The organism is Marinobacter lipolyticus, from assembly GCF_018424605.1.
GTDB classification, from domain to species: domain Bacteria; phylum Pseudomonadota; class Gammaproteobacteria; order Pseudomonadales; family Oleiphilaceae; genus Marinobacter; species Marinobacter lipolyticus_B.
Genome location: NZ_QTKT01000011.1, coordinates 1 through 24,574 on the forward strand (window position 1 = coordinate 1; position 24,574 = coordinate 24,574).

Sequence of the window (24,574 nt, forward strand, 5' to 3'; positions counted from 1 at the left end):
GATATCTTTGGCCAGCTCTGCGGCCATGGCTTTGAGTTTTTCTTGGTCCACTTGTGTACCCACGATGGTATCCTTTTGAAAAGATTACTCAGTCGTGGGCAGTTACACAATTTGGTTTACAGGCTCTTCGGGGCCACCCATACCCGATAATTCACTAACCTCCTCTTCTGTAAATACAAGTTCATCAGCACCATACGTTACAACACCCGCCATCATAGACAAACGTGGCAACGCCCCGACGCGACTCGGTGCAATGAAAAATTTCACATTGCTCGGTGTTTCACAGATTAAATCCTCAATCAAATCCGCGGTATGTTTAGCCTCGCCAACCCCATCAAGGCAAATTCTTATCGTCTTTTTTGCATTACACAGTGCGTTTCGAAGAACTTCGATGGTGTCGATGTCACTTTTTATCGTGCGCCAGGATTCAACTCCTTCGAGTTGATATAAAACTAACGCTGCAAACAAACTGCCATTAACGTCACATGAGTCAGGGCACGACCGGGTATTGATATAAACGGCGCTCTCAAGTTCCAGTTCGCGAGTGTTTGCTGCCAAGGCCACTTGTACAGATTTTCCATAGCCTGGCGGGGCCCGATACAGAACTACCTTTGATTCAGGCGTAGCAGAAGCGCTCAGGCAATAGCGGTCTAAACACCCTTGAGTAATGAAACACTGACGAGCCCACATCCTTTCAGACATCCTCCGACACCAGTCTTCCAAGCTATGGCGGGTCATGACAATCCGATCTCCTGCTTCGTCTCCCCGAAACGCGAGGGCGCTATGGGGTGAAAGCATATTGATAGATGTCTAGTGCGAAAACTACCCCTTAGAGTAGTTGTTTGATCTCCGGTTCTGGCCAAACCTGTTCATGCCTACAACTTGTCCGTTCACCTGAGGGACTCGGTGTTCGCACAATGTAGAAAAATGATCAAGCTGAAAAACAATAAGGTGATCCTAATGTCAATGTCAGAAAATGTCTTAACAACAGAGTCTCTTCAGAGAGACCCTGATGCCGAAGGTTATGTGGACAGAAAACGCCACCTGTGGGTCCTTTCTGTGCTGTGGCCAGCGACGCCTCTTATTGGCCTTTATTTGGTATCCCAAACTGGATGGAGCATTTGGTACGGATTGGTGTTGATCCTTTGGTATGGCGCAGTTCCCTTGATTGATGCCATGTTTGGAGAGGATTTTTCCAACCCCCCCGAGTCGGCCGTGCCTCGGCTTGAACAGGATCGTTACTACCGGGTACTGACCTACTTAACTGTTCCTATTCATTATGCGGCCTTGATTGTCAGTGCCTGGTGGGTATCCACGCAACCAATGAATGTTTTCGAGTTTCTGGCATTGGCCCTTTCCCTGGGAATCGTGAATGGTCTGGCTCTGAACACAGGCCACGAACTTGGCCATAAAAAAGAAACGTTTGACCGTTGGATGGCGAAGCTTGTCCTCGCCGTGGTCGGATATGGTCATTTCTTCATTGAGCACAATAAGGGGCATCACCGTGATGTGGCTACGCCGATGGACCCGGCGACATCCCGCATGGGTGAGTCCATTTACTCATTCTCACTGCGTGAAATTCCCGGTGCTTTCAAGCGGGCATGGGATTTAGAGGAACAGCGCCTCAGTCGTTGTGGAAAAAGTGTCTGGAGCCTGGAGAACGAAGTTCTTCAGCCTATGATTTTGACCGCTGTGCTTTATGCGGGATTGCTGGCGTTTTTTGGTCCCTTAATGCTGATCTTTTTGCCCATTCAAATGGCCTTTGGCTGGTGGCAGCTGACCAGCGCCAACTACATTGAGCATTACGGATTGCTGCGCGAGAAGATGTCGGATGGACGTTATGAGCGTCAACAACCGCACCACTCATGGAACTCAAACCATATTATGTCGAACCTGATTCTGTTTCATTTGCAACGACATTCCGACCATCACGCCCATCCTACAAGGTCCTATCAATCGCTTCGCGACTTCAAAGACCTGCCTTCCTTACCATCGGGATATCCCGGGATGTTCCTGGCCGCAATGTTTCCCTCATGGTTTCGTTCGATAATGGACCACCGGGTGCTGGATTGGGCTAAAGGAGATCTCGATAAGATTCAGATTCAACCCGGCAAGCGTGAATTCTATGAGCGTAAATTTGGTGGGACTGATTCTGAATCAGTCGATACCGCCGCGGCTAAATGATCGGCTAATCGGAACTTATATACCTCGTTTACTTTATTTACGTTGCAGAAAAAGAGCCTCTGACGTGCACCTGAAAGAGGGTGCGCGTCGGGCGCTACCAAAACAAAGACAATAATATCGTTTGAAAGGTGCTCTAAATGGCTAAGTATCAATGCCCTGATTGTGGTTATGTATACGACGAAGTGGTTGGTGATCCGCACGAAGGCTTTCCTGCAGGAACGACATGGGAAAAAATTCCTGAAGACTGGTCCTGTCCAGACTGTGCCGTCAGGGATAAGGTTGACTTCGTTGCGCTTCAAGAAGCGAACCCGGAACTTTCGGTGTCCGCAACCAATACAGCGGTCCGCCCTGCCAGCCAAGCTAAGACCGAGGGAGCATCGCAGAAAGCAACGGGCGCATCTACTCCTTCAGCTAAAAATAAAACAAAGCCCAAAGCGAAACCCAAGCCTAACTCTTCAAAATCGCCGAAAGACTCGACTCAAAAAGATACCTATCGGAAGTGGGTCTGCATCACTTGCGGCCATATCTACGATGAAGCTCTCGGAGATGAAGCCGAAGGCTTCCCTGCCGGCACTCGTTTTGAAGATATTCCAGACGATTGGTGCTGTCCGGACTGTGGTGCCACAAAAGAGGACTATGTCCTCTATGAAGACTAGTAATCCGATGGAAAATAACAACAGTCTCGTTCGGCAAGAGGTGATTTTATAATGCAGATTGCTAGTCTGGCGAAGGTTGGGCTGCCCAATGTGTCAACCAGCGATACGATTGATTCAACGTTCGCGGCCCTACAGCGGGCACAACTTGCGCGTCGCGGAAGTTTTACCTTGGAGGCTCGAATAGCGCAGCTCGACCAGCTGCGGGATTCAATTAAACGCTACGAATCAAACATCATTGCGGCTTGCGCGGCGGACTTTCGAAAACCCGCTCCAGAAGTCAAATTAACTGAACTCCTGCCGGTGCTTCAGGAAATTCGACACACTAAAAAACACTTGCGTAAATGGATGCGTCCGAAGCGAGTGGCTGCATCCGTTGGTGTTCTGGGCACGAAATCTTATGTTCGGCCAGAACCAAAGGGAGTGTGCCTGATTATTGCACCGTGGAATTATCCGCTCAATCTTGCGCTCGGACCTCTCGTCTCAGCGTTGGCTGCAGGGAACGGAGCCATCATTAAACCCTCGGAAATGACACCACATACCTCAAAGGTGATTGCCAACATTGTCGCCGAAACCTTCCCTCCCGATCTGGTTTCCGTGATTGAGGGTGATGCCGCGGTAGCGCAGAAACTGTTGGCCTTACCCTTCGACCACATATTCTTCACGGGCAGTCCTGCGGTAGGCAAGGTGGTCATGGAGGCTGCCGCCAAGAACCTTTCCTCAGTGACACTGGAATTGGGGGGTAAGTCCCCGACCATTGTTGGCCCAGATGCCAACATAAAGAGGGCTGCGAGAAACATTGTCTGGGGTAAGTTTGCCAATAATGGACAGACCTGTATCGCCCCAGATCATGTTTTTGTGCACGTTAATATCGCAGATCAATTCAATGAAGCACTTAAAACGGAAATTGGGCGAGTCTATGGAAAAACACCAGAAGCCCAGAAATCGACCGCCGACTATTGCCGGATTGTAAATCGACGTCATTTCCAGCGAGTTTCAAACCTGATAGATGATGCCAAAAACAAAGGTGCAAGAGTCTTTGAAGGCGGTGTTACAGATGCTGAAGAGAATTTTATTGCTCCGACGTTGATTTCAAATGTATCGAGCGACATGGATATTTCACGTGAGGAGTTATTCGGCCCGATCTTACCCGTTATTGAATTCGACGATATTGATCTGGTTATCAAGAAAATCAACGATAACCCTAAACCGCTTGCGCTTTACATATTCGACAAAAACGAGGCTTTTGCCACGGATATTATCGAGCGAACGAGCTCCGGCGCTGTAGGAGTCAACCTTACAGTTGTGCATTTTCTACATCCGGGCCTGCCGTTTGGTGGAGTTAATAATTCCGGGATAGGGGCGGCACACGGTGAATACGGTTTCCGCGCTTTTTCGCATGAAAAGGCGTTGATGGAGGATAAACATTCTCTTATGCATCTTCTTTTTCCACCCTATACAGCCTGGGTCCGGCGTCTTATAGAGGCTGCTGTTCGTATTCTGGGCTGAGTATAATCAAATAATAAGAGAGTTATTATGTACGATTACATTATTGTCGGTGCGGGATCGGCGGGCTGTGTATTGGCCAATCGGCTTACGGCGGACTCTTCAAAGCGAGTAGCGTTGCTAGAAGCGGGCCCAAAGGATAAAAATCCACTCATACATATGCCTATAGGTATAGCACTCCTTTCCAATAGTAAAAAGCTGAATTGGGCTCTTGAAACCGAACCTCAAGAACATCTGAAGGAGCGCCGCCTGTTTTGGCCTCGTGGGAAAACACTTGGCGGGTCCTCTTCTATCAACGCCATGGTCTATATCAGAGGTCACAAAGCCGATTATGACCACTGGGGTCAAGTTGCCGGGACCGACCTCTGGGGATGGGATCGCGCTTTAAAATTGTTTCGTCGACTGGAAGATAATAAACGTTTTGGCGCAGATTCTTACCATGGGGAGGGCGGTGAGCTCACCGTAAGTGAACTCAAATCAGTCAATCCGTTGAGTCGAGATTTTGTTCGAGCGGCACCTCATGTAGAGCTCCCGATAAACACGGACTTTAATGGAGAGACGCAAGAGGGATTGGGACTCTACCAGGTGACACAAAAAAATGGTCGCCGTTGGAGTTCAGCGCAGGCATTTCTGCGTGTCGCGGAGAACCGGCCTAATCTTGATGTGCTAACGGACGCGCGGGTAACCCGGGTGGTAATGGACGGTAAGCGGGCAGTCGGCGTGACACTGAACCAGGGGGGCGAATATCGCCAGCTTAGACTCAATAACGGCGGTGAAGTCATATTGTCTGGTGGTGCGGTTAATTCACCACAACTACTTATGCTTTCGGGAATCGGTGATAGCGAAGAGCTTGGAAAACACGGGATCCCCCTTGTGCATCATCTTCCTGAGGTCGGCCAGAATCTGGTTGATCATTTGGATATTACGATCATGCACGCGGCAAACTCACGTTTGCCCATTGGCGTTGCTCCCAGTTTCCTGTTTCGGGGCGTGAGCGCATTATTCTCATATATCTTTGCGCGACGTGGATTTCTTACCAGTAATGTTGCCGAGTCCGGAGGCTTTGTTAAATCCGAGCGCTCGTGCGAACGGCCAAATGTGCAATTCCACTTTTTGCCAACTTACCTGAAGGATCATGGACGAAAAGTGATGGCCGGGTATGGGTACACCTTGCATATTTGCGATCTAATGCCCAGAAGCCGCGGTTTTATTGGTCTCAAAAGCCCTGACCCATTGGCCGACCCGTTGATTCAACCCAATTATCTCAGTAACCCCGAAGACATCAAAACAATGATCTCGGCCGTTAAATTTGGACGACGGATACTCGGGGCACCAACAATGGCTTTACATAGTAAACGAGAAATTAAGCCCGGAAACTCGGTGTCTTCGGACAGTCAGATTGCGGACTTTATCCGGGAAAATGCAGAGACTATTTACCACCCCGTTGGCACTTGTCGTATGGGCGCGGATCCGGATTCAGTCGTTGATCCGGAATTAAAAGTCAGAGGGATTGAAGGGCTAAGAGTTGTCGATGCCTCGATAATGCCCAGTTTGGTTGCCGGTAACACCAACGCACCCACCATGATGATTGCCGAAAATGCAGCCGACATCCTCTTGGGAAATGTTTAGGTTCAAACCCGGATTATGCCTTCTACATTGGACCTTAATGACGCCAGATACTCGCGTCAACCAACTACAAAAACGACAGGAGATAAACGTGCTTGGCCAAATGATGAACATGGAGCTCACCGTGAATTCCTTGATCGACCATGCTGCTCGCTACCATGGAGACGCTGAGATTGTGTCGATAGGAACGGATGGAAATCCCAGTCGATCTGACTGGGCAACTGTTTCGGAGCGGTCGCGACAACTTGCGTCAGCGCTTCGAACGGCAGGCTATGTCCAGGGGGATCGGTGCGCGACCATTTGTTGGAATAACGTGGGGCACCTGGAATGTTACCTTGGCATCTCTGGTGGCGGGATGGTGTGTCACACCATTAACCCGCGACTGTTTCCAGAACAACTCGTTTACGTTATCAACAATGCTCAAGACAAAGTCATATTCTTTGACAAAACGTTCCTTACCATTGTTTCAAATATCCGAGACCGACTGGAGACGGTTGAGAAATTTGTATTGATGTCCGAACCGGACGAAGAAATTGCAGCGCAATTTCCAGGCTTGTTGTTTTATGAAGAGTTTCTCCAGCGAGGAACGCCTAACGCGAATTGGCCTGAAATCGCCGAAAACCAGGCCTCAAGCCTCTGCTATACATCGGGCACCACCGGAAATCCCAAAGGGGTGCTCTATTCACACCGCTCCACCGTTCTGCACGCGCTGGTAGCTGCTCAACCCGACGCACTGAATTTATCGGCACGGGACGTGGTGATGCCGGTTGTTCCTATGTTTCACGTAAATGCGTGGGGGGTACCCTACATTACGGCGATGGTTGGAGCCAAACTGGTGTTGCCTGGTCCTGGCCTGGATGGGCAAAGTTTGGTCAAGCTGATCGATTCAGAAAGCGTAACGATTGCGCTGGGTGTGCCTACGATTTGGCAGGGACTTCTCTCGGCTTTGGACGAGCTTGGCTCCTCGGCACAGTCGCTTAAACGGACGGTGATAGGGGGTAGCGCTTGTCCGCCCTCAATGATGTCGGAGTTTCGTGGTAAGTATGGCGTAGAAGTTGTCCATGCATGGGGAATGACAGAAACATCACCGATCGGGACCGTCAACGCACTGCTGTCGAAACACAATACTCTTTCGGAGGAAGGAAGAAACAAAATCCGTGAAAGCCAGGGACGGCCTCCCTACGGGGTGCAGCTCAAAATTGTAGGAGAAGACGGTCATCAACTGCCCGAAGATGGCATTGCTCAGGGAAATCTCCGCATCCGTGGTCATTGGGTGGTAGCCGATTACTTCGGTGTTGAACCAAATCAGACTCTTGAGGAAGACGGTTGGTTCGAGACAGGTGATGTTGCTTCGATCAATGATGATGGATTTATGACAATACGTGACCGCTCAAAAGATATTATTAAATCTGGTGGTGAATGGATATCTACAGTCGAATTGGAGGGAATCGCAATGGGCCATTCTGCCATCAATGAAGCTGCCGTAGTGGCGGCCTCCCATGATAAATGGGACGAACGACCGATCCTGTTGGCAGTAAAAATACCCGACGCAAATATTACTGAGGAGGAACTTCTTGCTCATTATCAGGGGAAAGTCGCCAAGTGGCAGATCCCGGATCGCGCGATCTTTGTGGAAGGATTGCCACGCAATGCCACTGGGAAAGTATTAAAAAACAAGCTGCGTTCTGAGTATGGGGAAGTATTAGTCAGTAAACCGGCAAGCTAGCATCAATGAGTGACATTTGTGTTACGAAAAATTGCAGTTTTACCTAAAGCCAATTTGTTTTAATACCAAAAAGGATAATAAAAAAATGAAACCTAAAATAATTAGTAAAGTCTCGTTAGTGGCGTTCCTTTTACTTTCACTTGCTGCGAGCCTGGCCAACGCTCAATCTGAGCCGGTTTACAGTAGAGGCGACTGGGTGGTTGGGCTGAATGCCACTAGAGTTCTAACCGATGAAGATTTGCGATCAGCCTCTGCGGGGGGTGCCCCCGTTCCAAATTCCAACCTGTCTATTAACAACGATACGACCATATCATTCGACGTGTCGTATTTTCTGAGTAATCAGCTGGCATTCAACATTTTTGGCGGCATTCCCGCTAGTGCGGACCTCCAGGGCGAAGAGTCTCTCTCCGGTCTTTTTCTTGGTCAAACAGATTATGGTCCGGTAATTCTTTCGCTTCAGTATCATGTCTTGACGGGTAGCAACTTCTCTCCGTACTTTGGAGCGGGTGTAGGACGGATTCTCTTTTTAGATGAAAAGGATCGCGCACTAACCGACTTCGACGTCGAAGATACATGGGCCCCTGCGGTTCAGGCTGGTTTTCGCTGGAAGATACACAATAACTGGTCGGCAAATTTTGACGTTAGATATGCACCCTTCAAGGCGGATATCACCGGTAACCTGGGCCCGGCCCCTGTTCAGGCAGAAGTGGAAGTGGACCCCACTATCGTGAGCATCGGAGTCGCATATCGCTTTTAAATGCCAAGTATACCAACCGTCTGCATTTGCTGGTCGCTTTCAGCAACCTGCTGATTGATAAAAAACCTGCAGCGTAAGACCAATGCGCCCCTTTTCCGCCAAGATTGCGGAAAAGGGGCAAAAACCAGCGGTTATTCAGATCTTCCTTAGGTATATAGCCCCAGCCTTATACATCATTTAAAGGTCTCGTATCGTTTAGTCGAGTAGTATATAGCCATCAGGACCGGCACGTCCTTACTATAGAAAACCTTTTCAGTAGTCCCGCAAGTTTCATTTAATCGAGCAAGTGTCTTAACATTAATACCGCTCGTAACTATCGGTTCTTGATGTCCACCATCAATAAGCCGGAATCTTACTGTGTTTGATTTACACACCGCTTGAAGCTTGCAGTCTGAAAAGCCCTGTCTTGGCTGCCACCACCCATCCGCATGAAAAAGCATATGCTCAGATGAACCAAAACAAGAGGTCGACACCGAATGGGCGATGTTGCTTATGAAGGATTGAGTGATCGGAACCTCTACCCATAATGGCCGATAGAGACTTCGCTTTATCTTTGTGGATAAAATCAAGTTCATATTTTCGTCGGTAATTGCAAGGTGAGGTTATTAGTGGGATATATAGAGAATTATTTCACCGCTATGGTGCTCTCGGTTTACCAGAGCAACAGTAATGTGTCTGGCTACGGGAAATTCCGCCGGTTGTGGCTCACGCATTCTTTGCGCTCACTGAAAGCTGTCGGTCGTAGGATATGATATCCATAGGCCGTATGAGTTGTGCATTGCTTTCGCAATTTTGGGCAAACTAAGGGCACAGCTCTACTCGGTCGTCAATTTCAATTTATGGACTGACCGCTCACCAAGGACTTCAGTTCAATATCCGGATCCTTCAACATTTCAGGATTGACCTGCCTGCGTTGTTGAACGAGGGTCTTGCCGACCATAAAAGCGATGGGCAGGTTAACCGCATCAACAGCAATGACACAGCCGTCGCGGAGATAAAACACCGCAAATCCCTTGTCTTCCGGGCTTCCGCGCAGCACACGCTGATCATGATATTGCGACAACCCCACCATCTGCAGACGCACGTCATACTGGTTCGACCAGAACCATGGAGCGCTATTATAGGGTTTCTTCTCGCCCATCAGGGTTGCCGCCACTGTCCGGGCCTGATCAACCGCGTTGGCGACAGATTCAAGGCGCTGCATCTTCTCGAAGAAAAGATTCCGGTGGCGGGTACAGTCGCCGATCGCCAGGATGGCTGGATCTTCTGTGCGGGTAAACTCGTCAACAATAATGCCGTCATCACAGGGCAGGCCGGCGGCCTCAGCCAGGGCGGTTTCTGGCGCCACACCCACTGAAACGAGCACTATGTCGGCCGGTACAGTGCCGCCGCTCGCCAATGTCACGCCAGCCACATGCCCCTGATCGCTAGCTTCGAAACCGGTTACCGCCGTGTTCAGGCGTAGATCCACGCCAGCGTTACTGTGTTTGGTGTAAAAAAACTCCGACATTTCCGGGCCTGTTACACGCTGCATAAGACGCTCGGCCGCTTCCAGTACCGTGACATCAACGCCTTTTTTGGTAGCGCTGGATGCCACTTCAAGGCCAATGTAACCACCACCCACGATGACCAAGCGTTTCCCCGGAACCAGTTGTTCACGCAGGGCATCCGAGTCAGCTATGTCATGTAGGTAATGAATGCCCTTCAAGTCAGCCCCGGGTGCGTTCAGGCGTCGAACGTGTGACCCCGTGGCCAGGACCAGTCGATCGTATTTCAATGTGCTCTGGTCCGACAAACTGATGGTCTTGTTGTCCCGATCAATTTGTTCGGCACGTACACCGAGCCGCAACTGATGGCCGGCGTTCTCGTACACCGAGCGCGGCTTGAGGTACAGCGACTCCTGATCCACCTCGCCTGCCAGGTAGTTCTTGGACAGGGGCGGCCGCTGATAGGGTGGATGTGGCTCTTCGCCCACCAGGACCACTTCATGTTGATATTTCTTTTGCAGCAAGGTTGTCAGGAGCGCACCTGCTGCGTGCCCGCCGCCAACGATGACTGTCGTCTCTTTCTGTTGGTTTGCCATAGCCTGTCTCTTTCTACTGTTCTTTGGAATCAGATTGATCAGAAGTCCAGATGCCAACTGAGCCCTGTGACGCCCGCGCGCGCGGAGCTCAGCCGACCATCTCCCCGGCATCCTCAAGTATCATCGCGGCACCTTTCTCGCCGATCATGGTTGCCGGCTGATTGGTGTTTCCGCCGACCAGCGTCGGCATGATGGAGGCATCGACCACCCGCAGGCATTGCAGGCCATGCACGCGCAGGCGCGGATCGACCACCGCCATCGGATCAACACCCATCTTGCAGGTGCCAACCGGGTGGTACGCTGATTCACCGCTGCGCCGTACCCATGCGGCGAGATCGTCGTCATTCTGCAGCGCCGGCCCGGGCAAGACCTCAACCTCGTGGTGCGGGGCAAACGCCGCCTGCGCCAGGATCTTGCGCACCAGGTGGACACCGCGCACCAGTCGCTCGACATCGGCGGACTCGGCCATGTAGTTGGGGTCGATCAGCGGCGCGGCAAACGGGTCGGCACTGTGCAGACCGACGCGCCCGCGCGACGACGGCCTGAGCCCGTAGATCATCACCGCGTAGCCATAACCGCTCATCGCGGTCTTCAGGTCTCGCCCGTGATCGTCGTACAGCATTGGCGCGAAGTGCAGCTGCAGGTCGGGTACCGGCTCCTCGGGCCGGGAGCGGATGAACCCGCCGGCCTCGGCGCCGTTGCTCGACAGCACGCCCCGCCGGCCGCTCAGATACGTCAGAGCGCCCCACAGCCCCTTGAGCCAGTAACTCGGATGCATCGAGATGCTTTGGCGGCTGCGGGCGCTGACGCGCACGAACACGTCGATATGATCCTGAAGATTCTGCCCGACGCCCCCCAACGCATGGCGCAGTTCTATGCCATGCCGGGACAGTTCCTCCCGCGGACCGATCCCGGACAGCATCAGCAGTTGCGGCGAGTTGAACGCGCCGCCGCAGAGCACAACTTCGCGCCCGGCACGGACCTGCGTCAGCCCCTTTGTATCGCGGTATTCGACACCGGTGGCGCGGGTGTCTTCGAGTAGCACCCGGGTGACATACGCGCCGCTGCAAACCGTCAGGTTGGAACGCGCCGTGGCGGGTTCGAGATAGGCCCGCGCGTTGCTACAGCGTGTGCCGTCTTTCTGGTAGGCGTAGTAGAAGCCCACGCCCTCCTGCTCACTGCCGTTGAAATCTGTATTGAGCCGGTACTTTGCCTGGGTCGCCGCCTCGACAAACGCCGTGCTCAGCGGATTGGTATAGCGGCGCTCGGCAACGTTCAGCGGACCACCCTGACCATGAAATTCTGCCTCATTCGGCGTAAGTTTGGGCTCGAAATGTTCCGATCGGCGGAAGTAGGGCAACACCTCGGCGTATGACCACCCTTTGCACCCCAGCCGTGCCCACTCGTCGTAGTCCCGGGCATGCCCGCGAATATAGACCTGCGCGTTCATGCCGCTGGAACCGCCAAGCATCTTGCCCCGCGGCTGAAAAAGCGCCCGGTCGTGCATGTGACGCTGCGGTTCGGTATTGAACTGCCAGTTGTAGCGGCGGCTGAACATTAGCTGCAGGAAACCCAGCGGCATGTTCACGAAAGGGTTGCGGCGGCTCTCCGGACCGGCTTCAAGCAGCAGCACAGAATGGCGACCGCTCTCCGACAGGCGGCTGGCGACAGCACATCCGGCCGAGCCCGCGCCAACCACGACATAGTCAAATTGTTCGGTCGTCATCCTGGTTAGCCTGTTCATTAACTTTTTGGTGTCAGCTGGACCATCAGCTCCGAATAGCCCCGCACGAAGTTGGACTGCACGCGCTCCGGCTCGCCGACGACTTCGATCTTGTCAAAGCGTTTGAGAATCTCTTCCCATAGGATACGCAGTTGCAATTCGGCCAGGCGGTTGCCCATGCAACGGTGAACACCGTAGCCAAATGACATATGGTTTCGTGCGTCCTTGCGATCGATAATGAAGTGATCGGGGTCCTCGAACTTGCGCTCGTCACGGTTGCCCGAGGCGTACCACATCACAACGCGATCGCCCTTTTTGATGGTCTGGCCGCCCAGCTCAACATCTTGCTTGGCGACTCGGCGCATATAGGCCAGCGGCGTTTGCCAGCGGATGATTTCCGACACCATGTTCGGAATCAGTTCCGGTTTTGCCTTCAGTTTTTCGAACTCCTTTGGGAATTCGTTCATGGCCACCAGGCCACCACTCATTGAGTTGCGAGTGGTATCATTGCCGCCAACGATAAGCAGCGTCAGATTGCCGATAAACTCCATCGGGCGATTGATCAGATCTTTGGTGTCGTCGTTGCTCTGTAGCAGGCTGATCAAATCGAAACCGGGCTCTTCGCCCGCCGCGCGGCGCGCTTCCTTATCCCTCCAGAGCCTGGAGAAGGACCAGGCCATGTCAGCCGCGTCGTCAAACATGATCTCTTCTTCGGCATACTCGCCGCCGGTTGCCGATGCTGCCCCGGCCATCCGATCCGACCACTCAACCAGCTTGTGACGTTCCTCGTAAGGAAAATCCAGAAGGGTTGCGAGCATGCGACCGGTGAGTTCCTTCGATACAGTGGGCACCCAGTTGAAGGGCTGGCCCAGAGGCAGGCTGTCAAGCACATCGCCGGTACGCGATCGGATCAGCTCCTCCATTTCCTTCAGGTTCTTCGGTGCCACCACGCCTTGAACCGAGCTGCGCTGCACATCGTGTTTTGGCGGATCCATGGCTATGAACATTTCCACCGACAGCCCCTCTGGAGGGTCGCCTAATATGATTTGCGGCTCGGCGGAAAACAGGTCGTGACTCTTGTCTACGAACATGATGTCCTCAAAGCGAGTCACCGACCAAAAGGGGCCGAAGGGGCTGTTCTTCTGGTAATGCGCCGGAGCCTCATCGCGCAACCGTTTGAAATAGGCGCGCCACTGATCCTGCCGATACAAAAATGGATTGCTGACATCGATGTCCTCAAGGGCCAGCGTGTTAACGTCCGGGATGACTGATTCAACAAATTCGGGCACCGGCCGGCGTGGGCCGAAGGCCTTCTTCTTGGCGCTCATTAACAGTTTCAGCCCCTGGATCTGCCTGTGCATCGGTACCACCCTGGAGGTAGCATTGATCACTCGGGATTGAATGTCGTCAAATGTTTTAGACAGTGTTGGCATGCGTCCTCCTATGTTCACATCTGGAACTCGGGTAAATGCACGGTCATGCCGTCCATTTCATCAGTAATGACCACCTGGCAGCCCAGGCGCGAAGTGCTCTCCCGCTCCGGGGTCATTGACAGCATTTGCTCTTCCTCACCACCAGGCGTACCTGTCTTTCTGAACCAATCGTCCGAGACGATGACGTGGCAGGTGCCACAGGCACATTCCCCCCCGCAGTCCCCGTCAATACCGGGGATCAGATTGTCAACGGCGATTTGCATTACCGAGGAACCAGTTTTGAACTCAGCGACATGTTTAGTTTGATCATGTTCTATAAAAGTAATCTTACCCATTGTTGTTCTCCTGCCCGTAGTATTCACCGATAGATATTGGCTGTCTGGCGATACTTCTGTCAGGTCATTTCTTGACAACATAGAGTCATTTAAAGACAAAATAGTGGTCGTTCAGGACGGAGATGATCAATGATGACGACGCAGAAGGCGGGTGATTTGCAAAAAACCGGTCCAGGTATTCCATCGAATTACTCACGGCTAATTGCGCGTGAGCTTGATTTAACAGCCAAACAACTGCCACGTCTGCTGCTCGGCACCGGGCTTGGTGTGGCGCAATTATTGAGTGAGGAAAGCCTGCTTACCGCAGCTCAGCAGATGCGGATTCTGCGCAACGCACTGGACTTGTCCGGCCTGCCGGAATTCGGGTTGCGGCTCGGCAAGCGACTGACACCGGCAACCCATGGAGCAATGGGGTTCGTTGCTTACAGCAGCCCCGACTTTCTCACTGCGCTGCAGGCGATTCATACTTTTCTGCCCACGCGTGCTAGCTTCATCCACCTGCATTTGCAGCAAGTCAACGAGCGCCTGGAGTGTATTCTGGACTATCAGGAGTCGCTGGACGATGACATACAGCAGTGCCTGTCGGATGCGATGATTAAGGCCCTTTTTGAATTTGGCGAATTTATAATTGGTCGCCCTTTGCATGAGGCTGAAATATACTTCGCTCATCCTGAACCAAAGTATAAGGCAATGTATGCCGATTTTTTATCCGGGCAGATTCACTATGATTGCGATCAGGTAAAACTTACGTTGCCGATGTCATTGTGTCGGGAACCGAATGCGTCCGCCAATCACGAAAACTATCGTCTGGCCTTGCAACAGTGTGAATCGATGCTTGTGCAACTTCAGTCGGATCAACCGAGCTATCAGACCCAGCTGAAGATGATGATGTTGTCCCGACCGCCCGGAACGCTCAGTGAAGACGAAGCAGCGGCCTCGTTGTTCATGAGCAAACGCACTCTGGCACGCAAACTCAAGCAGGAACGCAGCGGTTTTCGGAAAGTTCGCGACGAGATTCTGTCCCAGCAGGCAGCGACCTATTTGCGTGAAAGCCAACTGTCAATCGAGGCCATTTCCGCGTTGATGAACTATCACGACATTGCCAATTTCAGACGCGCCTTCAAGCGCTGGTTTGACCAGTCGCCTGAGCAGTTCAGGCAAAATGTCAGATGACAAACCGTGCATCCGCATGATTAGCGATCATAAACAGAGGCTACTTGCTTGCGTTTGTGAAGCCAGAACCTATGCCTGCCCCCCTTTATTGATCACACCGTCCATCGCGATCTGCCAGATCAAGTCGCCAATGGCGTCGAGTGAATGAGCCCCGTTCGGGTCGAACCAGGTTGCAACCCAGTTGAGCGCCCCAAGGCCGATCAGGCGGAGCAAACGGCCGTCAACATTCTTCCGGATCACGCCCTGTGCAATCATCGTTTCGAGGATATCGGCCCACAAGGACTCGTACTGGTCACGCAGTTCGATGATTTCCTCGCGGGCCTCCGGGCCCAGCGCTCGCCATTCAAACAGCAGCACGTAAACCGCGTCCGAATCGACCAACAGGGCTCGCAGATGCGCGTTGATACAAAGACGCAACCGTTCAACCGGGTCATCCGAACTGGCGTAAGCCGACTCGACCTCTGCGGTAACCAGGTCCACCCCCCGGCGCATCAGCTCGACAAGCAGCGCTTCCTTGCTGTTGTAACGATAATACAGACTTCCGGGCAGCATATTGCAGGCCTCGGCAATCTCCTTGAGCGACGTCCTTTCAAAGCCTTTCTCACGAAAAAGCCGGGCTGCGTTAGACAAAACGTCGCCCTGGTCGCCCAGTTTGCTTGCAGGAGTCATCTGTCTGTTAACCATGGCTTAAACATCTCCTCAGCAAGCCAGCTATTTGTTCATCAGAGCGGCAACCACCTGACTCATTGCATTGGTGGTGCGCCATCGCACGGGTGGCGTGCCATTTGCCACAACAGATTCTTGACATTTGGTTGGTTAACCAACCAAAATCCAGCAACAATGTTATTCGGAAGAAACTGACATGGCAATGACCTATCAAAATCAGCTGTTTCCCCCCACTTCCACCCCTGCGCGAAATGCAAACCGGGGTGGGCAGATCTGATGACGGAGTCGAACAGAGCTCAGCACAGTGACGCTGTGACGACGGCGTGGCAGTTCACCGAACAGGTTCCCCACGGCAGGGATCTGGGTATGCAGGTTGTCTCTGTCGATAAGGGCCAGGTCTGTATGCGCCTGACCCCACAGCCATGGATGTTCGCCGAAGAGGATACAAAAGAAATCTGCACCAGCGTGCTCTACTCACTGGCAGACTCCGCCGGAGGCCTGGCGGTATTTGCGGGGGCCCTGGAGCTGATGCCCATTGCCACGCTGGATCTGCGCATGGATTATCTGCGGCCTGCCAGCGGCGACCGTGCCCTGGTAGCGGTGGCCACCTGTCGTCATTTAACGGACGAGGTCGCGTTCATCCATTGCGACATCCTCAGCGAGAGTGACAGTGAGCTGTTAGCGACGGCAAGCGCCACCTTCATGCGCAACACCCAGGGCCAGCAATTTCAGGCCGGTGGACGAAAAAAGGAGGGCGCATGAGTACGACTGGCGATTCGGCACAACCCATCTCAGGCCCTTCCGAAAGCGGGCAAGAAAGCGGGAAAGAATGTTCCGACTGGCAGGCCCTGCTGGAGCGCACTCCCTACGCACGGCACCTTGGTCTTGAGGTTCAACGCGACGATGTAGGTCTAGTGGTTCATATGCCGTGTCGTGAAGCGCTGATTGGCAACTTTATGCTACCTGCTCTCCATGGCGGCGTGCTTGGCGCCCTGATGGAGCTTACCGCGCGGGTCGCTGCGCAACGCCAGGATACAGACAAACGTTGCCCACGCATTCTCGACAGCCACATTAACTACCTCCGCTCCGCGCAGGCCCGATCGACGTTCGCCAGCGCCGAAATTGTCCGGCAAGGCAGGCGGAGCAGCCTGGTCCGGGTGACCTGCTGGCAGGGCGATAAGCGCAAGCCGATCGCCAGCGGTCAGGTTCAGTTGTTGCTCCCGACAATGGCGGCCAAAGAAGCAGATCTTCATGGACAATAAGCACAACAACCCTGAACGCGACCAATTCCAGGCGCCGGATGGCGCGGAGATCGCCCTGTGGCGCTGGCCGCAATCCAAAGCGCGCCCCACGTTGCACTGGGCGCATGCAACGGGTTTCCATGGCCGCCTGTACCGCCCCCTCCTTGATGAGCTTGCCACGGACGTCAATGTCCTGGCCTGGGACATGCGGGGGCACGGGGCCAGCGCCGGTGCGGCGAACTTTTCGACATTCCGGGGCTGGGAAACCTACTATCGCGACATGACCGCTCTGCTGGATAGCCTGGATGAGCCGGTCTGGCTTGCCGGCCACTCCATTGGGGCCACCACCAGCATCATGGCCGCTGCCCGACGGCCAGACAAAGTGCTGGGCCTGATTCTGGCGGAACCCGTAATCATGGATCCGGGGCAGGGCCTGAGGTTGTGGCTGGCCAAGCTGCTACGCCAGTCACATCGGTTGTCACTGGCCGCCGGAGCCGCACGTCGGCGCCCGGTATTCGACTCGCACGCTGCTGCGTTGGACAACTATCGGGGCCGCGGTGGCTTCAAGACCTGGCCCGAAGCATGGCTGGAAGCCTATATCCAGCACGCCTTCGAACCGCAGGAAGATCAAGTTCAGTTGGCGTGTGCGCCGGAGTGGGAGAGCACCACTTTTGCCCATACCGAACACAACCCCTGGCCCGGTATTCGTCAGTTGCGGTGCCCGGTTATCGTGCTGGCGGCGGAACGCGGGTCAACCTTCTCGCCGGCCGCGCGAAAACGCCTGCAGATCCTGCTGCCTGAGGCTGACGTAAATGTCCTCGGCGAGGCGACTCATTTTCTGCCTATGGAGCGGAGGGAAACCGTTCGCGATGCCATCCTGCAACTTGTTTTGTCCGGCTACCGTGAGAGCTGATACTCAAATCTGGATTTTGCCAATCGGGACACCTGCCATGCGCTGTATGCTGACCCTGTTTATCTCGCTGCTCATGCTGTCTGGTTGTCAGCAGTCTTCGGAACCGCCCCCAGATGCCCGCGCCCCTATCCCCTGGGTAAAAACAGTTGAACTAAAGGACGCCGGCCCAACAGCGCAGAGATTTTCAGGAACCCTGCGAGGCCGCCACGAAGTTCCTCAGGCCTTTCAGATCGCCGGTCGGATTCAGCATCGTTATATCGATGCCGGTCAGCGCGTGGAAAAAGGCGACTTACTGTTCAAGCTCGATACACGGGACCTGGTGGCAGCCGCAGGGGTCGCCGCCGTGGATCTTAAGCGTGCAAAAGCGGCCCTGGCAATTGCCACCAATGAACTCCAGCGCCAGCAGCAACTTGTGGCGCATCAGTTTGTCAGCGAACAAACCCTGCAACGCCTTGAGTTGGCAGAGCGTGAGGCGCGCAGCCAGGTGCAAACCGCTTCTGCACGCAATCAGCAGGCTCAGAATGCCCTGGGGTATGCGGAACTGAAAGCCGCCCATGCAGGCGTGGTCACTGAGGTCATCGTTGAACCTGGCCAGGTTGTGGGTGTCGGACAAACCCTTGCCGTTCTGGCCGAAGATCAATCGCTGGAAGTCGAGGTTTTTTTACCAGAGGGCAGTAACCCGTCCATGCGCGGTTATGTCCCTTTACCCAATGGCGAACAGCTTGCTGTGAGCTTGAGAGAGATTGCCGGGGCTGCCGACCCCGCAAGCCGGAGCTGGCGTGCCCGATACAGCCTGGAGGGGCCCTACCCCTCGTCTTTAACCCTGGGGTCGGTGGTGAGTGTGCGGTTAGCGCAGAAGCAAACCGCCCCCAGCCATCGCGTACCGCTGGGTGCCCTGGATGAGAGAGGGCAAACGCCGCAGATCTGGTTGGTTTCCGACGGCACGGTAACGCCCCTGGCGGTCGAGGTGATCGATCTGGGTGAGGAGTATGCGAAGATCAAGGTCGACATCAAGGCGGGAACGCCCATCGTCGCGTTGGGGACACACCTGCTCACGCCTGGCATGGCAGTGCGGGAGCTGGTTCAATGAGCTTACCGAATCTTTCCGCGCTGGCAGTGCGCGAGCGTTCGGTCACCCTCTTTTTTCTTTTGCTGTCCGTTGTTGCCGGTTTCTACGCGTTCTCGTCCCTGGGTCGGGCGGAAGACCCTGCGTTCACCGTCCGGGCGATGGTGGTTTCTGTCGTCTGGCCAGGGGCAACCCCCGAGGTGCTGCAGAACCAGGTCGTGGATCGTTTGGAAAAGCGAATCCAGGAGGTGGTGTATTTCGATAATATTGAGACAACCATTCGGCCCGGGCAGGCCGCCATGGTTATCCGATTCCTGGATTCTACTCCGAGTGAAAAAGTGTCGGACCTCTTCTATCAAGTCCGCAAGCGCATGCTCGATGAGCGACCCAACCTCCCCCAGGGTGTGATCGGCCCCATCGTCAACGATGATTTCGCGGATGTGTATTTCTCCCTGCTGGCGCTGACGGCACCCGGGATGCCAATGCGTGAACTGACCCGCGAGGCAGAATCGATACGGGATCGCCTGCAACGGCTGCCCGGCTTGCAAAAAGCACAGCTCCTGGCGGAGCGTCCTGAGCGGGTGTATCTCGAATTTGATCAGGACCGGCTCAACAACCTCGGTTTGTCGGCAGAAGAGGTGTTGCAGGCGATAGAGGCCAACAACCGTCTTCAGCCTCTTGGCTTTGTTGATCTTGCCGGCCCGCGGGTTTATGTCCGCAGCAACATCGACCTGTCTGACCTTGAGCGCCTCACCTCAGTACCTCTCCGTATCGGCGACCAGCTTATTACCGTATCTGATCTGGCCGAGGTGCGTTTAGGGTATGAAGATCCTTTGAGCTACATCGTCCGCTCCAACGGTGAGGATGCGATCCTCCTGGGTGTGGTCATGCGTGCGGGTGAAAATGGCCTGGAATTTGGCGCGCGGCTGCGCGAGTTTGTCAGTACCGAACAGGGCAGGCTGCCGCTGGGAATGTCAATACAGACCCTGACCGATCAGGCGGAAGCCATCACTCAGGCGGTTGATCTTTTTCAGGTCAAGTTTCTGGTTGCGTTGGTCGTGGTGATGGGGGTTAGCATACTGGCGATCGGTCTGCGCGCGGGTTTGGTGGTGGGCATTGCGATTCCTGTGACCCTCGGCCTGACTTTCTTGTTGATGAAAATGGCGGGCATAAACCTGGACCGCATCACCCTGGGTGCGTTGATTATCGCACTGGGTCTGTTAGTGGACGATGCGATCATCGCCATTGAAATGATGATCGTGAAGATGGAGAGCGGCTGGGACCGGGTACGGGCAGCCAGTCATGCCTGGAGCGTAACCGCCGCGCCCATGCTGTTCGGTACGCTGGTGACGGTGGCCGGATTTGTCCCCATCGGATTTGCCCAGTCCGGAGTGGGAGAATACACCGGCAACATCTTCTGGGTGCTGGCTTTTTCGTTGTTGATTTCCTGGGTGGTGGCGGTAACTTTTACGCCTTATTTGGGCGTCAAGCTCTTGCCCGATTACACCGGGCATATGGGCCAGGACCTTTACCAAAGCGCGTTTTATCAGCGGTTGCGTGGGGTGATCACAGCGTGTGTTCAGTACCGGAAAACCGTCGTTTTTATCACAGTGGGTTTGCTGGCGATCAGTGCTTTCGGGATGGCAACCCAGGTGCAGAAGCAATTTTTTCCCAGTTCTGATCGCCCCGAAGTTCTGATCAGTGTCTACGCTCCGCAGGGGAGCGCTATTGCCACCACGGATCAAAGTGTCAGACGCCTGGAAGCGATTCTGATGGACATGCCGGAGGTGAAAAGCCTTTCCGCTTACATCGGTGCCGGTGCGCCCCGATTCTTCGTATCGGCCAACCCCGAGCAGCCGGACCCGGCATTTGCCAAGTTGATTGCCATTGGGCAGGACGTTAAAGGGCGCGATCGCATCATCTCGGCGCTGGAAACCAGAATCGCGGCGGGTGAATTTCCGGAGGCACGAGTGCGGGTGACGCGTTTGCTGTACGGTCCCCCGGTGGTCTGGCCGGTCAGTTTTCGTGTGCTGGGTCCGGAATCCGATCAACTCAGAGAGATCGCGCACCAGATCCGCACTCTCATGACCGGGCATCCGAACATCGTCATGCCGCATCTCGAATGGGATGAGCGTGTGCCCACTCTCTATCTTGATATGGATCCGGAAAATCTGGGTTGGATGGGCCTGACTCCGGCAGAGGTTGCCCGGCAACTGCAGTTCCAACTCCGCGGAGTGGCCGTCACCGAACTGCGCCAGGGCATAAGGAGCGTTCAACTGGTGGCGCGTAATGCACGTGGCGAAGTGATCATGCCGGAAGATCTTGAGATCAAAACCCGCGACGGCCGCAAACTTTCCGTACAGCAACTGGGCAAGTGGCAGGTTCGTTACGAGGACCCCGTCATAAAGCGTTACAACCGTGACCCCTTCCTGGCCGTTCAGGCCGATGTAGAAGGTGCCCAGCCACCGGATGTCACCAAGGAGATATGGAGTGCGATGACGGGCCTGCGCGAACAGTTGTCGGAGGGTTACCGTATTGAAATCGGCGGTACGGTGGAACAATCAGCCAAAGCCAATGCTTCAATCCAGACATTACAACCGGTGATGTTGGCGTTGATGCTGATCTTTATCATGCTTCAGATGCGTTCCTTTATCGGCACATTGACTGTTCTTGCCACCGCGCCACTGGGGCTGATTGGGGCTGTGCTGGCTTTGCTGCTGTTTAATCAACCCTTTGGCTTTACCGCGCTGCTGGGGCTGATTGGCCTGGGCGGCATCCTGATGCGAAATACCATGATTCTGACGCAGCAGGTGCAGGACAACTTCAAAGCAGGAATGGCTGCCCGGGAAGCCGTTGTCGAAGCGGCAGTCCAACGTGCCCGCCCCGTGGTACTCACCGCCCTGGCGGCCGTTCTGGCGTTTGTACCTCTGACCTTTGACCTGTTCTGGGGGCCGCTGGCTTATGTCCTTATCGGTGGCGTGGCGGTCGGCACTCTGATCACGCTATTGTTTGTGCCGGCGCTTTATGCCCTTTGGTTTCGATTAAAGAACGAACGCTGAGATTAGATCGGCCCCACAGTTTAGACTGGTTCAGGCATCCCAAAGCTAGCTGAAACCCCTGACCTGCACCCAGCTTCCTTTCCATGTGATCGTCTGGCGTCCGTGATTTGCTCCATCAATTAGGCTGTATGAAGCATAAGTGATTTGCTCGTCGGCCCTGAGCGGAGGCTAACTTGAATGTCCGCTTTTGTTTACGAGCAAACAATTCATAGGCCTCTAGGCCGGGGAAAGAATTACTGAATTGGTCGGACTCTGGGGGGGGAGGCGATAAGTTGAGCTCTAACCACACCTATCTATGAAAGAAGAGGGGAAGCTTTAAAGTATTGGCCCATTGGGAAAAGATCAATTCTGATCCTCCGGATCCTCAACAAACTGCGCTACTTCTTGCAGCTCCACATCGAAGTACATGCAAAGCTTGTCCAGAATTTCGGTCGTGGTGTTGTAGCCACGTTGGTTCGCTATTTTGGATAGTGTCGTTCTGTGTATACCTGTCTCCTTGGAAATCTCGTCCAGCGTAACCCTTCGATTTTCTTGAAATCCTTTCTCGGCAATCAGTTCTTTCAGTCGAAACCTGATCATTGCGCTTCCCCTCCCTTTGCAAGGCTTTAGCTTACCAAAATCGACGCACAATCACATCCAATGTTGCCCTTACGCTACAAAAGATGCTTGACAGCGATGACCTCAGCATTAATATGTAGCTTGTACGCTACAAAAAGAGGTTAAAAGCTAATTATGTCGAAAACCGAATACCTGACCACAGAAGAGCTTGCGTCTCGAATTCGCTATGACGCCCGAACCGTGAGGGAGCGGCTTAAAGACAGCGTCTTGCTCGAGGGCATTCATTACATCCGCCCATTTGGCGGGAGAAAGATCTTGTATATGTGGGAGCCCATCGAGCGGGACATGGGAATCCAATCAGGAAACCAGTCTTTCTCAATTCCAATGGCTAATGGAGGACGAATGAATGGGTAGCGTTCGAGTGCGTGCCTCCACGCAAAAGTTGTTTTTCGATTTCAAGTATCGAGGAACCCGTTGCCGAGAGCAGACCGCGCTCGACGACACGCCAGCAAATCGGAAGAAACTTCAGTCACTCTTGAAAAGGATCGAAGCCGAAATCACTTTGGGGACCTTCGAGTATCACAAGTATTTCCCCGATAGCCCAAAGGCTCAGGAGTTTACTCGGCAAGCTGAATTGCAGCGCGCTCGGGGAGCCCATGACACACCGCTGTTCAGTGGATTTTCACAAACATGGCTGGACGAAATGAGGATTCAGTGGCGCCGTTCCTACATCGCGACGATTGAGGGAACGCTGGAAAACTATCTGATTCCAGAGTTCGGAGAGTCGGAGGTTGGCCACATCACCAGGCAGGAAATTCTTTCGTTCCGGGCGTCACTCGCCAAAGTAGAAACCCGGAGCAAAAAGCCACTTTCCGCCAGCCGTATCAACCGCATCATGACGCCATTGCGCATGATTCTGGGAGAGGCAGCCAACCGGTATGAGTTTACCTCACCCTATCAGGGGATCAAATCACTGAAGGTGCCCCGGTCCGATGTGGAGCCCTTCTCGCTGGAAGAGGTTCGGCTGATTCTGGATGCAGTTCGAAAAGATTTCAGGAATTACTACACCGTTCGCTTCTTTACCGGTCTCCGGACCGGTGAGATCGATGGTTTGCCCTGGGATTGTGTCGATTTCAAGCGCCGGCAAATTCTGGTTCGCCAGGCCCTGGTGAAAGGTGAAATCGAACAGACGAAAACCGATGGTAGCTACCGTCACGTTGAGATGTCTCAACTGGTCGTCGACGCACTTGAGGACCAGAAAAAGGCTACTGGGAACATGGAGTTTGTTTTCTGTACCCGCACCGGTGGGCCGTTGAATCACAACAACGTCACGAAAAGGGTTTGGTACCCGCTGCTCCGCCATCTTGAGTTGCGTAAACGGCGGCCTTATCAGACCCGCCACACCGCAGCGACCCTATGGCTAGCCGCCGGTGAGAACCCGGAATGGATTGCCAGGCAGATGGGCCACACCACCACGGAAATGTTGTTCCGCGTATATAGCCGCTACGTGCCCAACCTGACCCGGCGAGATGGATCCGCTTTTGAGCGACTGCTCATTACCCAGTTCCAGAATATCGAGCCCGATGCCATTGAGGAGGTCTCCAATGAGGAGTAATGCACCAAACAGTCGTCGACGTATCCTTCGTTGCGCAAACGACGACCGCCATGTACGCAACCTCGCAGCAGCCCTGTCCTCTGCATTGAATATCACACCTGGCACACAGTTGATCATGTCACTCGGCGCCGGAGATGAACGCTCTAATCTGCAGGCGCTCGAAACCTGGGTCAGGATTGAGCTGACGTCACTGGGGAGCATGACGAGTCAACAGCAATTAGGCGAGTTGCTTTCAAGGCTGGAGAGACGGCTAGTGG

Annotated in this window: 21 protein-coding genes; 14 read left to right on the forward strand and 7 right to left on the reverse strand. The window is 53.9% G+C overall.

Annotated features, from left to right (window positions below; translation table 11 throughout):
- Positions 1–102: 102 nt before the first annotated feature.
- Positions 103–702, reverse strand: coding sequence for a hypothetical protein (locus DYI22_RS14210; RefSeq protein WP_228301053.1), 600 nt, complete (start codon positions 700–702; stop codon positions 103–105).
- A 258-nt stretch (positions 703–960) separates the two neighbouring features.
- Between DYI22_RS14210 and DYI22_RS14215 the strand changes: the two genes are divergently transcribed.
- The 6 genes from DYI22_RS14215 (at position 961) to DYI22_RS14240 (ending at position 8,452) form a co-directional block, all read left to right on the forward strand.
- On the forward strand, positions 961–2,184 hold the full coding sequence (locus DYI22_RS14215; RefSeq protein WP_199185490.1) for an alkane 1-monooxygenase: 1,224 nt from the start codon (positions 961–963) through the stop codon (positions 2,182–2,184).
- A gap of 137 nt (positions 2,185–2,321) precedes the next feature.
- Entirely contained in the window at positions 2,322–2,840 is a 519-nt protein-coding gene (locus tag DYI22_RS17710; RefSeq protein ID WP_011783984.1) for a rubredoxin, read from the forward strand.
- A 51-nt stretch (positions 2,841–2,891) separates the two neighbouring features.
- A complete protein-coding gene (locus tag DYI22_RS14225) occupies positions 2,892–4,346 on the forward strand; it encodes an aldehyde dehydrogenase family protein (protein ID WP_011783983.1) in 1,455 nt (484 codons plus the stop codon).
- A 27-nt stretch (positions 4,347–4,373) separates the two neighbouring features.
- Positions 4,374–5,972: a GMC family oxidoreductase gene (locus tag DYI22_RS14230; RefSeq protein ID WP_091642703.1), complete on the forward strand. Its 1,599-nt coding sequence runs from the start codon at positions 4,374–4,376 to the stop codon at positions 5,970–5,972.
- A gap of 100 nt (positions 5,973–6,072) precedes the next feature.
- A complete protein-coding gene (locus DYI22_RS14235) occupies positions 6,073–7,695 on the forward strand; it encodes a long-chain fatty acid--CoA ligase (RefSeq protein ID WP_172972330.1) in 1,623 nt (540 codons plus the stop codon).
- An 85-nt stretch (positions 7,696–7,780) separates the two neighbouring features.
- Complete coding sequence (locus DYI22_RS14240; protein WP_091642699.1) at positions 7,781–8,452, forward strand: OmpW/AlkL family protein; 672 nt, start codon at positions 7,781–7,783, stop codon at positions 8,450–8,452.
- Between the two features lie 832 nt (positions 8,453–9,284).
- Here the strand turns inward: DYI22_RS14240 and DYI22_RS14245 are convergent.
- The 4 genes from DYI22_RS14245 to DYI22_RS14260 form a co-directional block, all read right to left on the reverse strand.
- Positions 9,285–10,535: an NAD(P)/FAD-dependent oxidoreductase gene (locus DYI22_RS14245; RefSeq protein ID WP_091642696.1), complete on the reverse strand. Its 1,251-nt coding sequence runs from the start codon at positions 10,533–10,535 to the stop codon at positions 9,285–9,287.
- A gap of 88 nt (positions 10,536–10,623) precedes the next feature.
- Positions 10,624–12,279 (reverse strand): GMC family oxidoreductase, encoded by a 1,656-nt coding sequence (locus tag DYI22_RS14250; protein ID WP_091642693.1) that lies wholly within the window; start codon positions 12,277–12,279, stop codon positions 10,624–10,626.
- The gene (locus DYI22_RS14255; RefSeq protein ID WP_323132923.1) at positions 12,279–13,619 is read right to left on the reverse strand and encodes a cytochrome P450; all 1,341 of its coding nucleotides are present in this window, start codon (positions 13,617–13,619) and stop codon (positions 12,279–12,281) included. Before DYI22_RS14255 ends, DYI22_RS14250 begins: the two co-directional genes overlap by 1 nt.
- A gap of 86 nt (positions 13,620–13,705) precedes the next feature.
- On the reverse strand, positions 13,706–14,026 hold the full coding sequence (locus DYI22_RS14260; RefSeq protein WP_091642688.1) for a 2Fe-2S iron-sulfur cluster-binding protein: 321 nt from the start codon (positions 14,024–14,026) through the stop codon (positions 13,706–13,708).
- Between the two features lie 129 nt (positions 14,027–14,155).
- Between DYI22_RS14260 and DYI22_RS14265 the strand changes: the two genes are divergently transcribed.
- Positions 14,156–15,199 (forward strand): AraC family transcriptional regulator, encoded by a 1,044-nt coding sequence (locus DYI22_RS14265; RefSeq protein WP_091642684.1) that lies wholly within the window; start codon positions 14,156–14,158, stop codon positions 15,197–15,199.
- Positions 15,200–15,268: 69 nt separating this feature from the next.
- On the opposite strand, the gene DYI22_RS14270 is transcribed toward DYI22_RS14265, so the two are convergent.
- On the reverse strand, positions 15,269–15,883 hold the full coding sequence (locus DYI22_RS14270; RefSeq protein WP_091642682.1) for a TetR/AcrR family transcriptional regulator: 615 nt from the start codon (positions 15,881–15,883) through the stop codon (positions 15,269–15,271).
- A 258-nt stretch (positions 15,884–16,141) separates the two neighbouring features.
- On the opposite strand from DYI22_RS14270, the gene DYI22_RS14275 reads away from it, so the two are divergent.
- The 5 genes from DYI22_RS14275 to DYI22_RS14295 are packed head-to-tail and all read left to right on the forward strand — an operon-like array spanning position 16,142 to position 22,144.
- Positions 16,142–16,627 (forward strand): PaaI family thioesterase, encoded by a 486-nt coding sequence (locus DYI22_RS14275; RefSeq protein ID WP_091642679.1) that lies wholly within the window; start codon positions 16,142–16,144, stop codon positions 16,625–16,627.
- Complete coding sequence (locus DYI22_RS14280; RefSeq protein ID WP_091642677.1) at positions 16,624–17,127, forward strand: PaaI family thioesterase; 504 nt, start codon at positions 16,624–16,626, stop codon at positions 17,125–17,127. Before DYI22_RS14275 ends, DYI22_RS14280 begins: the two co-directional genes overlap by 4 nt.
- Positions 17,117–18,019, forward strand: a complete 903-nt coding sequence (locus tag DYI22_RS14285) for an alpha/beta fold hydrolase (RefSeq protein WP_091642674.1) — start codon at positions 17,117–17,119, stop codon at positions 18,017–18,019. The genes DYI22_RS14280 and DYI22_RS14285 overlap by 11 nt, the downstream gene beginning before the upstream one ends.
- 37 nt (positions 18,020–18,056) lie before the next feature.
- Complete coding sequence (locus tag DYI22_RS14290) at positions 18,057–19,109, forward strand: efflux RND transporter periplasmic adaptor subunit (RefSeq protein ID WP_072678647.1); 1,053 nt, start codon at positions 18,057–18,059, stop codon at positions 19,107–19,109.
- Complete coding sequence (locus DYI22_RS14295) at positions 19,106–22,144, forward strand: efflux RND transporter permease subunit (RefSeq protein ID WP_072678648.1); 3,039 nt, start codon at positions 19,106–19,108, stop codon at positions 22,142–22,144. The genes DYI22_RS14290 and DYI22_RS14295 overlap by 4 nt, the downstream gene beginning before the upstream one ends.
- A 342-nt stretch (positions 22,145–22,486) precedes the next feature.
- On the opposite strand, the gene DYI22_RS14300 is transcribed toward DYI22_RS14295, so the two are convergent.
- On the reverse strand, positions 22,487–22,723 hold the full coding sequence (locus DYI22_RS14300) for a helix-turn-helix domain-containing protein (protein ID WP_213478757.1): 237 nt from the start codon (positions 22,721–22,723) through the stop codon (positions 22,487–22,489).
- A gap of 153 nt (positions 22,724–22,876) precedes the next feature.
- On the opposite strand from DYI22_RS14300, the gene DYI22_RS17650 reads away from it, so the two are divergent.
- Both DYI22_RS17650 and DYI22_RS14305 read left to right on the forward strand, forming a co-directional pair.
- The gene (locus DYI22_RS17650) at positions 22,877–23,116 is read left to right on the forward strand and encodes a hypothetical protein (RefSeq protein WP_323132924.1); all 240 of its coding nucleotides are present in this window, start codon (positions 22,877–22,879) and stop codon (positions 23,114–23,116) included.
- Positions 23,109–24,317, forward strand: coding sequence for an Arm DNA-binding domain-containing protein (locus tag DYI22_RS14305; protein WP_213478758.1), 1,209 nt, complete (start codon positions 23,109–23,111; stop codon positions 24,315–24,317). Before DYI22_RS17650 ends, DYI22_RS14305 begins: the two co-directional genes overlap by 8 nt.
- The last annotated feature ends 257 nt before the right edge of the window (positions 24,318–24,574 follow it).